Origin of the sequence: Neochlamydia sp. AcF65 (genome assembly GCF_018342435.1) — a bacterium.
Taxonomy (GTDB): Bacteria; Chlamydiota; Chlamydiia; order Chlamydiales; family Parachlamydiaceae; genus Neochlamydia.
Genome location: NZ_JAEMUE010000022.1, coordinates 25,160 through 37,157, shown reverse-complemented (window position 1 = coordinate 37,157; position 11,998 = coordinate 25,160). Strand labels below are relative to the sequence as shown.

Annotated in this window: 8 protein-coding genes; 5 read left to right on the top strand and 3 right to left on the bottom strand. The window is 38.0% G+C overall.

All coding sequences use genetic code 11. The features are described 5' to 3' along the window. Positions 1–832: leucine-rich repeat domain-containing protein (locus tag NEOC65_RS02040; protein WP_502710346.1), on the top strand; the 832-nt coding region annotated here is incomplete at its 5' end. Positions 833–1,124: 292 nt separating this feature from the next. On the opposite strand, the gene NEOC65_RS02035 is transcribed toward NEOC65_RS02040, so the two are convergent. Next, positions 1,125–1,874 carry a glycosyltransferase family 2 protein gene (locus NEOC65_RS02035; protein WP_166157685.1) on the bottom strand — a complete coding sequence of 250 codons (750 nt, stop codon included), beginning with the start codon at positions 1,872–1,874 and terminating at the stop codon, positions 1,125–1,127. A gap of 618 nt (positions 1,875–2,492) precedes the next feature. Between NEOC65_RS02035 and hemB the strand changes: the two genes are divergently transcribed. Both hemB and NEOC65_RS02025 read left to right on the top strand, forming a co-directional pair. Then, positions 2,493–3,518 (top strand): porphobilinogen synthase, encoded by a 1,026-nt coding sequence (gene hemB / locus NEOC65_RS02030; protein ID WP_213155565.1) that lies wholly within the window; start codon positions 2,493–2,495, stop codon positions 3,516–3,518. Positions 3,519–4,095: 577 nt separating this feature from the next. Further along, positions 4,096–6,492 (top strand): phosphoketolase family protein, encoded by a 2,397-nt coding sequence (locus NEOC65_RS02025; RefSeq protein ID WP_213155564.1) that lies wholly within the window; start codon positions 4,096–4,098, stop codon positions 6,490–6,492. 202 nt (positions 6,493–6,694) lie between these two features. Here the strand turns inward: NEOC65_RS02025 and NEOC65_RS02020 are convergent, their stop codons facing one another. After that, positions 6,695–7,681, bottom strand: coding sequence for a glycosyltransferase (locus NEOC65_RS02020; protein WP_213155563.1), 987 nt, complete (start codon positions 7,679–7,681; stop codon positions 6,695–6,697). 373 nt (positions 7,682–8,054) lie between these two features. Beyond that, positions 8,055–10,193: a YjbH domain-containing protein gene (locus NEOC65_RS02015; protein WP_213155562.1), complete on the bottom strand. Its 2,139-nt coding sequence runs from the start codon at positions 10,191–10,193 to the stop codon at positions 8,055–8,057. Between the two features lie 443 nt (positions 10,194–10,636). Here NEOC65_RS02015 and NEOC65_RS02010 point away from each other — a divergent pair, with 443 nt between their 5' ends. Continuing rightward, complete coding sequence (locus tag NEOC65_RS02010) at positions 10,637–10,795, top strand: hypothetical protein (protein ID WP_213150964.1); 159 nt, start codon at positions 10,637–10,639, stop codon at positions 10,793–10,795. Between the two features lie 689 nt (positions 10,796–11,484). Continuing rightward, positions 11,485–11,862, top strand: a complete 378-nt coding sequence (locus NEOC65_RS02005) for an F-box protein (protein WP_166156332.1) — start codon at positions 11,485–11,487, stop codon at positions 11,860–11,862. Positions 11,863–11,998 lie beyond the last annotated feature (136 nt).

Here is an 11,998-nt window from a genome sequence, read left to right as displayed (position 1 = left end):
TAATCGCCTGCTCATCTGGAAAAAAATTCCTGGGGGAAAGGAATACTTAGCACAAGAAGAAATTAATTCATTATCTTTAGAAGAAAAAGGTAATCTTTTCAGCCAATGGATTGAAAGTTATGGCAAAGGGATCAAAGTATTAGATTTATCCAGGTTAGGTTTGACTTATTTGCCTCCTGAGATAGGCATGTTTTCTGCCCTTGCCTCTCTTAATTTAAGCTACAATCAGCTGACCTTTCTTCCTAAAGAAATAGGACAATTGACCCAGCTGCAAAACCTTAATTTAAGTCAAAACTCCCTTACCTTTCTTCCTAAAGAAATAGGCCAGTTTCTTCGGTTACTTGCCCTTAATTTAAACGAAAACCAGCTCATCTCTCTTCCAAAAGAAATAGGTGACTTACATTGGCTGCGACATCTTAACTTAAGTAACAATCATCTCGTCTCTCTTCCAAAAGAACTCCAGCAGCTGTCGCAGCTATACTCACTTAACTTAAATCAAAATCAACTATCCTTTCTTCCAAGAGAAATAGGCTTGATGCCTCGTCTGGGGTGGCTTTATCTAAACTACAACCAATTGACCTCTTTTGTTATGGAAAGCGGCCTATTCTCTCAGTTGTATTCTCTTAGCTTAAGTCATAACCAGCTTACCTCCTTTGTGATAGCAATAGATCAGATTTTTCCAGTGCAAAACCTTGATTTAAGCTATAACCACCTCAACAGCCTTCCTACGCAAATAGACCAATTACCTCAACTTCTCACTCTTAAAACACAAGGAAATCCACTCGAAAATATTTCAGAGGAAATAAGGCAGCGCTTTCTAACATTAGAATAATAGACTTTGTTTTAATATAAAGAAGAGCTAAAAAGAGATGAAAGGTTTTTGCTAGCCATGTAGTAGGCCAATGAAGATAAAATTTTTAGCGTCCTATTTTTCTTACTCTTATCCGCTTAAAGAAACTTAGCCTATCTATTTAAATCCTTGGCAAGTTGTTTTTCTCCTTAGCGAGAGTTCTTTTATAAAGTGCGGGGCTGCATAAGAAGTAGTGCAAAAGTTTATTGTCCTCAATTTTAAAGATTAAAAAGTCTAAATCTACATTTCTATTTTTTCTATCTTGGGAATGGATTTAGCCATCTTTACGATTAGCTTCATAAAGTTTAAGATATTTATAAAAAGCGGTATGGCCGTTATAGGCAGAGATTACAAACCCCTCATATCCACCCATAAAGCCTCTTTTAAGGATATAACTTTTAAAAAAAGAAAAGATACCATGCGTCAAAGCTTTAGATAAGGAAGCAGTTTTTTTACCTTTATTCTGCTCAGCAAATAATGTCGAATAGGTCTGCATCTTACTTAAAAAGTCAGCGATAGAATGATAAGAATAATGAATAAGTGGGCTGTTTAAAGCTATATGTTGCATATGCTTGACAATAATAGCTTCATGAACTTGCACATTAGTAAAGCTTGTTTCTTTTTTATTATATAACCTATATTGGCGATCGGGATACCAACCGCACCAGCGAATAAACTTATTATTAAAATAATTATGGCGTGGGAAAGAATAAACTACTTTTTCTTGCAAGGAAGTTGCTAAGATCTCTTTTATCATCGCTGGTGTCACAAGTTCGTCACTATCTACAGACAAGATCCAATCATGTTTTGCATAAGCAGAGGCCTTGTTATGAGTAGGACCAAATCCTTCAAAAGTAGCTAAGATAACGCGCACATTAGAGTAATTTTTTGCTATTTTTATAGTATCATCTATAGATCCTGTATCATAAAGTAGGACTTCATCAAAAAGGCTTACGCTATCTAACACTTGAGCCAGGTATTGGCAGCTATTCTTGGTCAAGATAGTGACTGAAATAGGTATCATGAGATCCTCATATTTTAATTTTTTAATGCTTTTTTTATTCTTTCTAGCTCGCCTATCTTCCCTATTCCTATTTTCATCTTAAGATGGCAAAAATTATCCTTTTAAAACAGCTAAAGCTAAGCCTTTATAACTTTTCATGCTTCAAGGGTCAATCTCTCCTCCTCTCTTAAAAGGATTTAACCACAAGCCAAGACAAAAATCTATTTCTTGAAAACAGTTTTCAATAATTGATTTTCTAATCATGCTTTTTAGTAGATTAAACAACACCTAAAGGTAGGATCTAACCCTTCTGCCAAAGAAGTAAGCTTTCTACGCAGGTGCTAAGCGTTTCATTTCAAAAGTAAAGTAAGAACCGCTAAGCTTTTTAAAAAAATTATCGATGGATAGCCAACAGGAATACAAAGCTTTTATCTTACTAGGAAGATTTATATTCTCTTTCCTTGGAGCTTGTAAGCCTTCAATAGCTTCTCATTTGTTTGCTCCATCATAAGATTCCTTAGGCTCATGGGTCAAAATAAATCTCATCCATATTGACAGGGATTAGCAGCTTCTATATTTTTTCGTATGATAAAAATTACAAATGCCTAGAGAATATGCCAAATATTGAGGAAAGCTATCATGCATCCATTACTCCCTGACTCCCTTATTAGCAACCATCATGTCGATTTAGCCATTCGCCCTCGTCGTAATCGTAAAAGCCCCGCTATACGCTCTCTTATCCAAGAAAACCATCTTCTTCCTCATCAGCTGGTGGCTCCCTTGTTTATCCTAGAAGGCCATCAGCGCCAAGAGATGATTACCAGTATGCCTGGCATCTCCCGTATTTCCGTGGATCTGCTTGTCAAAGAAGCCATTGAACTCTATCAACTAGGCATTCGCGCCATTGATCTTTTTCCTGTTATTCCTGAAGAAAAAAAAGATAGCCTGGGTAAAGAAGCCATAAATCCTCATAATTTACTTTCTCGAGCTATACAAGCCTTAAAGCAAGCGATCCCTGAGATGTGTGTAATAGTCGATATTGCTTTAGATCCATACACTAGCCATGGTCATGATGGAATTGTAAACGAGTCAGGCCATATCCTCAATGACCCTACCCTTTACATGCTTGGAGAGATGTCTATTCTTGCGGCACAAGCTGGTGCCGACATTGTTGCACCAAGTGATATGATGGATGGGCGTGTAAAATACATCCGCGAAAGTTTAGATAAAGTAGGCTTTAAAGAGGTAAATATTTTATCCTATGCCGCCAAATATGCCTCCTCTTTCTATGGCCCCTTTCGTGAAGCCCTCCATTCAGCTCCTAAATTTGGTGATAAAAAAACCTATCAAATGGATCCTGCCAATAGCCGAGAGGCCATTCTTGAAGCTATTTTAGATGAAGCGGAAGGAGCGGACATGCTTTTGATCAAACCTGCTTTAGCTTACTTAGACATTATCTCTATTATCCGTAAAAAAACTCTTCTTCCTCTTGCTGCCTATCATGTGAGTGGGGAATATGCCATGGTCATGGCTGCTGCGGAAAAAGGATGGCTAGATGCAGATAAAGCTTTTATGGAAAGCCTTTTATCCATCAAACGAGCAGGTGCTGATTTTATTCTTACCTACGCTTCAAAAAGAATCGCTCGTTTAATTAAGATGCAATAGTCTTTTCCTTGTATTTTTTTCATACCCTTAACGATTGAAGATAGAGGATAAGAAATTGAACTTCTTTAACTTTTTTTCTTAAGCTAGCGCAGGAAAAGAAATAAATGAGATGAGGTTAGACAGCTGATTGAATACAAAACCACTGAGCTTTAATTCAGCCTCCTCCCTTTAAAAGATGCAAAGAAAAAATAAGCCTACTTTACTAGCTTGATAAATAAATTGTGGTAAGGGCCTTTTTAGCAAGGCGATAGCTTATCTTTCTACTTATGGCTCTTTTTATGCCCTTCCTCTTTATTAAGCTTTAAGAATAATCGCAAAAATTTTTTCCTCTTTTTTCTGTTTATTTTTTGTTAATGCTCAGCCTATCTTTCCATTCTTCGCTGAAATAGAGAGCCTTAATCGTTAGCACTACCTTCATTCTCTTTTCCTGCATTAGCGTTTGATTATTAGTAGAATAAAAAAATTTTTCAATTGTTTTATTTGAACTTCAACTACAGCTTTTCTTTAATCCTCCATTGAATTAAATAAATTAGTAATTGTATGAATAAAATAATTACAGGATTTTTAAGGAGAAAGTATGGTAAGAGAAACTCCTAGTACCATTTGCCAAGGCGGCCCCTTAACAGAGGAAGAGCTTTATAAAATGGATGCTTATTGGCGGGCAAGTAATTATCTCTCTGTTGGGCAAATTTATCTGCTTGATAATCCTCTCCTTAAACGTCCCCTTACTATTGAAGATATTAAGCCTCGCCTGCTAGGTCACTGGGGAACAACCCCGGGCTTAAATTTTATTTATGTGCACCTAAACCGCCTGATTAAAGCTAAAGATTTGAATATGATTTACTTAGCAGGACCGGGTCATGGCGGTCCAGGCTTGGTAGCTAACGTCTATTTAGAAGGAACCTATAGTGAATACTATCCTAACATTTCTTCTGATGAGGAGGGCTTAAAAAAACTTTTTAAACAATTTTCTTTTCCTGGGGGAATACCTAGCCATGTAGCCCCCGAAACTCCCGGCTCTATTCATGAAGGAGGAGAGTTAGGTTATGTACTTTCTCATGCCTACGGGGCTGTTTTTGATAACCCCGACCTTATTGCGGCATGCGTAGTGGGAGATGGAGAAGCAGAAACAGGACCTCTTGCCGCCTCCTGGCATTCTAACAAATTTCTTAATCCCGCAAAAGATGGTGCTGTTCTTCCTATCCTTCACCTCAACGGATATAAAATAGCTAATCCTACTCTCCTAGCTAGAATCAGTCCTGAAGAGCTAAAGAGCCTTTTCGAGGGATATGGCTACAAGCCTTATGTAATCGAGGGTTCCGATCCTCAACAGATGCATCAAAGTATGGCTTATACACTTGACATTGTCATAGCAGAAATTATGAAAATTCAAGAAGAGGCGCGTAAAAACAAACTTATCGAGCGTCCACGTTGGCCTATGATCATTCTTAAAACTCCTAAAGGGTGGACAGGACCGCAAGAGGTCGATGGTAAAAAAACTGAAGGATTCTGGCGCTCCCACCAAGTTCCTTTATCCAATATGGCTGTTAAACCTGCCCATGTACAGCAATTAGAGAAATGGATGAAAAGCTATCGTCCTGAAGAGCTTTTTGATGAAAATGGAAGATTCCTCGCTGAGCTTGCGGCTTTAGCTCCTCAAGGAAAACGTCGTATGGGAGATAATCCTCATGCTAATGGAGGCTTACTCCGCAAAGAATTAAAAATGCCTGATTTCCGCGAGTATGCCCTTAAAATTGAAAAATCTGGTCAGGTTGAAGCTGAGTCCACCCGTATCATGGGAAAATTCTTACGCGATGTCATGAAAAGCAACCTACATAACTTCCGCGTGATGGGTCCTGATGAAACGGCTTCCAACCGCTTAGATGCCATCTATGAGGTCTCAAAAAAAAGTTGGATGGCTGATTATCTGCCCGAAGATAAAGACGGTAGTGAGTTATCTGCCGAGGGACGTGTGATGGAAATATTAAGCGAGCATACATGCATGGGCTGGCTAGAGGGCTATGTTTTAACAGGAAGGCACGGTTTCTTTTCTACTTACGAGGCTTTCGCTCATATTATAGATTCTATGTTCAATCAACATGCTAAATGGCTACATACCACCACCTCTTCTATCCACTGGCGTGCCCCTATTTCATCGATTAACATTTTGCTAAGCTCCCACGTTTGGCGACAAGATCACAATGGTTTTTCCCATCAAGACCCAGGTTTTATTGATCATGTGATGAACAAAAAAGCTGAAGTCGTACGTGTGTACCTTCCACCTGATGCTAATACCTTATTATCTGTTACCAATCACTGTTTACGTAGTAGAAACTATGTGAATGTAATCGTTGCAGGCAAGCAACCAGCATTGCAATACTTAGACATGGAATCTGCTATTAAACATTGCACAGCAGGCATAGGAATTTGGGAATGGGCCAGTAATGACCGCGGACATGTTCCTGATGTAGTGATGGCTTGTGCGGGTGATGTGCCCACCTTAGAGACTCTAGCGGCTGTAGATATTCTTCGCCAGCAAATCCCTGAGCTAAAAGTTCGGGTAATTAATATTGTCAATTTGATGAAGCTCCAAACTCCCACTGAACATCCGCATGGATTATCTGATAAAGATTTTGATGAATTATTTACCACAGATAAACCGGTCATTTTTGCCTATCATGGTTACCCTTGGCTCATTCATCGACTTACCTACCGCAGAACTAATCATGAGAATATTCATGTGCGTGGCTATAAAGAAGAAGGTACAACTACCACCCCTTTCGATATGTGCGTGCGCAATCAAATCGACCGCTTTAACCTTGTAGGAGACGTGATCGATCGAGTACCCAAGTTAGGCTATCTAGCAGCATATATTAAGCAAGATATCCATAATAAGCTTATCGAGCATGAAGAATATATCACTAAATATGGAGACGACATGCCGCTTGTTCGTCAATGGAAATGGCCATATTGATATAAATACAATGCCAGAAGATGGCAGGCACTTTAAAAAGGCATATTGTTACCTGAAAAAGAGTACACTGCTTATTACCTTACTTATGATTTAAGTACATACTTTAAGCATACATTTTTAAGTGCATAAATAGGCAAAAAAGCCGCTTGAACGAATAAGGCAAATAGCATTCATTCGTTCCCTTTGTCTTTAAAAGTGCTTTTTATTTAACCCTATCTATTAATTTTTTTAGGTTGTTAATAAATTGGGAGGTTTTCTTTAAATACATGGCTCTATTTTCTAAACCTATTCTCCTTAATTCTTCGATACGCAACTCTTTTAGATTGTTAATAACCACCTCAAGCTGTATCGGATCCACATAGTAGTTTGTTCCTAATAATTGTGGGCTGCAATCCTTGAAGGGAACAAGGCAACGTGGATCCTTGATAAATTCATTCATGGGAGGAGCATCTACGGTGACGACTACCGCCCTAGTTGATAAGGCTTCCATAATATAATGCCCGAATCCTTCCGTTTCACTGAGACATAAATGAATTCCACAGCTATTTTGTAAATCTCTTAGTATAGGCTCTTCGACCCGGTGAGTAATCCAGTGCAAGTTAGCTTGACGCGGTCTAACAGCGCAAAAATGTTTAAGGATAATTAATAAAGGAAAAGAAGTATTACGTAACCAGCTATCCACTATCGGCTGCGTTCCTTTCTGCTCGCTTCCTCCTGCTAAATGAAAAAACAAAGAAAAGTCTTTTTTTATATGGGAGAGATAACAATCATGGCTTGTAAAGCCTAAGAAAAAACATGGGAGTTTTAAGTTTTCAAAAATTCTTTGTGTTTCTTGAGTACGACACAGAACAAGATCTATTAGGTCTAAAAGTTCTAAATCTTGCGTATACCATTCCGCATTAGGAATAAACCAATTGAGGGAAGCATAAGGAAGCCATAAAGGATTGATAGACTGAAAAAATATATTAATATCTACTTCAGAGGTATGGGGCTCATCATATATATTTCCTAAGTAAACTTGATGTCCCAGCTCTTTAAGAGCGCTGCTAAGGATTTTTTGGTCTGCTTCCAATCCCTTTCCATTCAACTCGCTCAATATATTAAACTTAAGTTCGACAGTTTGAACTGAAGAAAGCGTTAATAGCCAAAAGCTTATTAAAAACCCTAGCTCTACCATTATTTGATACATATCCTTTAACCTAAGAAAAGTCTCTTTAAAAAAAGAAAATAGGAAAATTAAGACTGAAGAGGTAGCGATCCTTTTTTCCTTTTTACAAACTTATATCCTATATGAATAATATCGAAATTAAGGAAAAGAGATTTTTTATCTTACAAACGCGCCCCTTTCTTACCCTAGCTAATTTAGGCAACCAAGCTTTATATAAAGCTTTTCTATACCTGTTTTTTAATTTCTTTCTTTTTTATCGTGCCCTTTGACTTTAAAAAGCAGGATTGAGAGAGATTTACAGAAAGGCTAGCAAGATACCTAAGCAATCTATATAGCTATACTCTTCTAAAGAAAGCTATTATAAATAGCTTTTATATCTATCCTCTTCATTCCTTTAGAAAGGACTGCTTTGAGTGGAAATCTTCCAGCGCTCATCCTGGATGAGATCATAAAGATCTCGGCCAGTGAAAGCTGTCACCCCTACATCGCGTAGCCACGCAGAAAGCCCATAGCGCCAGTAATCACGAGCATAGCAGGTATAGAAGATATCCAAAGGCATAGAAAAAGCTACTCCTTTATCGTGATAAATAGAACCATTAATGACATCATGGCCATTAGTATGGGTGTACCAAATAGTGATAGTAAGCCCACTCTTAAATTTGCGGGACACCTCCCCGCGGATGCCCCAGTCGTTGGCAAGAAATTTTCCTGCTTTTAATTTAAGGTTTACATTCGCCCACTCCCAATTATAGTAAAGATTCAGAAAATATTGGGAGCCAATAAATTTTTTATGAGTGAGCGTGTAAGAATGAGGGGTAGAGAATTTTAATTGGCGAATTTTATTCGTAAACCAAACACCATTTAATGCACGCTTTCCCACTAAAGCACCTTCTATACCTACCGCCAAGGGCTTATTAAGTGGACAATATAAAAATTCTGTCGCTAAACCGCCATATTCCTCTTCAAAGAGTCCCAAGGCTACTCGGCTATACCACCCTTTACCCATATTCCAATTTTTTTGAAGATATGCCTCATCAACAGTTAATCCTTTTTGTTGGAAATAGCGAATCATGTCTGTACGCACATGGATAAGATGCGAAGGATTCAACCGATCAACGGGAGAAATATGATGAAGATTAGAAAAAATATTCCACCCAAGTAATACACTATAATAAACATCTCCTGCCAAGAAGCCATTAAAACCAGCGTTTAACCCTAGCGAGTACTTCATTTTGCCACGAGAACTACCAAAAAAAGAATGGGTCTTAGGAAGCAGTTCAAAATTAAAGCCAGAACGAGTATTTTTGAACAGCTGTAAATCTTCCCTTGTCGGTGAGAAGGAAAGCTCTGTTTTATGGGTTAATAAATCTAATTCTTGCGCGCCTCTTTTCCCCTCGCCAAATTGCCTGACCCACTTCATATGATAGTGATATTCTTGCACAGGAAAACCTAAGTCCGATTCCACGACTATGTTAACTTTTTCTATATCATTGGGGATCAGCCCAGCTAGAAGATAAGACAGCTGCTCTTGCACATCATATTCCGAACGAAAAAGACGATTGATTAAATGAATCCGCAAAGCTGTTGGGCGACAGACAGAGGTGTTTTGATTAGCAAGCCTAATTTGTAGGATTTCAAAACCTTGCTCTCGAAAAGCATTGATAAGTTCTTGAGCAAGAATAAAAGGAGGCCTTAACTCTCCTATAGGTTCACGGTTAACGGGGGCCTTATAAGGTAGAGGAGTCCCAACTTTAGGAAGAAAACCTTTAGTCGTGCCGAAATTGTAAAAAGTTGACAAGGAAAAAGCTAAAGTGTGCCCTTTGATATAGCTAACAGCCAAATCGTACTGGCCTGCTAATCGATATTTAAGGCCAAAATTTATAGGGCTTTTTTTTACCCTTCCTCTTGGATGCTTTTCTATTTCTGGATCTTTATACGGGGTAGCGTCATACTCTGCAACCAAAGCAAGATTTTTAAGGTAACTTTGCTGACTTTGCCGAAAAGGCATCCACAAGATCCCTCCAAACCATTTTTTTAAGCGCTTAGTGCCATATCCTAAGCTTACTTCCAAGTTCTGGTTAAGTAACACTTGGGTAAAGACTATATAATTAGCTATAAAATTTTTAGTCCCCATGAAGTCTTGCAAGCCTACAGCTACACCAGGCAGCTTATAGCCACTCTCTTCAGGAAGTAGGAGAGCAAATTTTAAATTGGCCCCTTTATCGGATAAATCTCCAAAACCAAGCGGCGTTAAAATTGGGTCGGCCACTCCCTTAAAGATCCTATAGCTTCCTGAGACTTCAAGTCTGCTAAATAGTTGAGCTCTTAAGCTAAAGTTTTTATAAGGATGGACATGGGAATATCCTACACCTATCTCACCTGGCTCTCCCATACGTGCTGAGGGCATATTAAAATAACCGCCCTGCTGATAAAAATCATAAGTTACAGGCATCTTTTCAGAAAGCTTACGGTTAACATATTCAATAACGATAAGATCGTTAAAAAGCCTCTCCGCTTGATCTTCAGCGCCCATGCAAATAGAAAATTTTCCTACAAATGGGAGAACACATGCCGAAAAAAATACTAATTTGTAGAAAAAAGATGCTTTTGTCATGAGCCAAGTTAAGCTTTTATAATGAAAAAAAAGAATAATTCTTCATCACAGAAATTGCAAGAGGGAAAGCTGATCACTTTTTTCTCTAGCGCTGTTGCATAAATGGAAAAAAGCATCTGCAGTAAGTTGGCTCTTTAACGCTTGAAAGCTATAAAGTTTAGTCTGCTAGCTCACAAAACTTAAGGCAGATAATGTGCAAAAAAGCTCACCTACCACCTATGCAGTTAGCCCAAGTATAATGCAGCTTTGGTTAAGAGGGAGCATAACTTAATAATCCTAGAGATAGAGTTATTAAAAGAGGGGGGAAATGAAAGCACAGCGAAGATAAGGCCTATCTTAATAACGCTATCCTATGCACGTTGATGGATAATGCTACTAGCATTTACTTCTTCCAAGCTCAACAAGAATTTTTATTGTTATTGATTGCTTTGCTACCGTGGTGGCTGCCCATTCCTTGTTATACCCCTCTCTACAGGCGGGCTAAACTACTTGAGCAAAAACTTGGAGAAGTTAAGTCGTAAGCGTACAAAAGAGATAACCTTCGATTCGCCTAGAGTAAAGGTTTAGGGCGAAGGGGAATGGAAAGCGTACGAGCATGCCAAAACTAAGCGTAGGACATGGAGAAAGATTCACTTAAGCCTGTGCCCAGATACACATAAAATTATTTTTAAGTAAACTGATAAAAAAAGCAGTAAAGTCGATGAACTAATACCCAATATAAATGTATCACAAACTACCAAAAGGTATAAAAACACTTACATAGATGGACGTTATAATAAATAAGCTTCCTACCGATCATTGTACATTCAGGCCATAGATGCTGGAGAGTCCTTCTTAGAAGAGGAAGAAGACTACAAAAAAGAGGCAAATCATCCTTTAAGAGACGAGATTATTAAGCGTATTATAAAAAAGCATCAAATTATTTAAATTTTAAACAAAAATACATTGACTTAAAAAATAAAAAACAAAAATAATAATCAGTTTAATTAAAAAACAACAACAGGTTCTTAACTCCACATGCTGGCAACCATACAAATAGGCTTATTATTTTCCCTTACTAAATTTACTGTTATCTCCATAAGACAGCTGCCCGATGAGCTGCTATTGCCCATCTTTTCTGTAAGCACTCGATCTCCTTAGTAAAGTGGAGTTTGCAACCGCTAATAGTTTATACACAACGTTCTTTAAACATGATAATCAAGGAGAAAAGATGGTAAATACATTGACAAATGCTGATAGCCATAAAAATGGGATAACTATTTCCCCCAATGATTCTACTATTACATCTATAAAACAACTGCCAAATGAGCTGCTACTGCATATTTTTTCTTTTCTGCAAGCTTTCGACCTCTTAGAAGTTGAACTAACATGCCATCAATGGAAAAATTTGGCCCACGACGAGACTTTATGGAAGGATCTTTGTCGAAAGCATTTTGAAAAATGCTGGGTTGATGAGAAGCCTTACAAAGAGAGCTATTTTGTAGCCCATCGAACAAAGCGTGAACACGAAAAATTAATGGCATTCTTAGGATCTTTAAAAAAGGTGGAGCGAAATTTTGAGTTAGCAAAATATATAGGTCTGCCGTGAGACCTGTAAAACATATGATCAGAATAATAAATTCTTAATCTTATTTTTGAAAGCAAGCCAACCTACAAACAAGAGTAAAGCGGAGTTTGCAACCGCTAATAGTTTATAAAAAACGTTCTTTAAATATGATAATCAA

Bases quoted from the DNA above. Each gene is read 5' to 3' on its own strand.
- NEOC65_RS02010 (WP_213150964.1), top strand. From the start codon at position 10,637: ATGGATAATGCTACTAGCATTTACTTCTTCCAAGCTCAACAAGAATTT.
- hemB (WP_213155565.1), top strand. From the start codon at position 2,493: ATGCATCCATTACTCCCTGACTCCCTTATTAGCAACCATCATGTCGAT.
- NEOC65_RS02025 (WP_213155564.1), top strand. From the start codon at position 4,096: ATGGTAAGAGAAACTCCTAGTACCATTTGCCAAGGCGGCCCCTTAACA.
- NEOC65_RS02015 (WP_213155562.1), bottom strand. From the start codon at position 10,193: ATGGGCGCTGAAGATCAAGCGGAGAGGCTTTTTAACGATCTTATCGTT.
- NEOC65_RS02035 (WP_166157685.1), bottom strand. From the start codon at position 1,874: ATGATACCTATTTCAGTCACTATCTTGACCAAGAATAGCTGCCAATAC.
- NEOC65_RS02005 (WP_166156332.1), top strand. From the start codon at position 11,485: ATGGTAAATACATTGACAAATGCTGATAGCCATAAAAATGGGATAACT.
- NEOC65_RS02020 (WP_213155563.1), bottom strand. From the start codon at position 7,681: ATGTATCAAATAATGGTAGAGCTAGGGTTTTTAATAAGCTTTTGGCTA.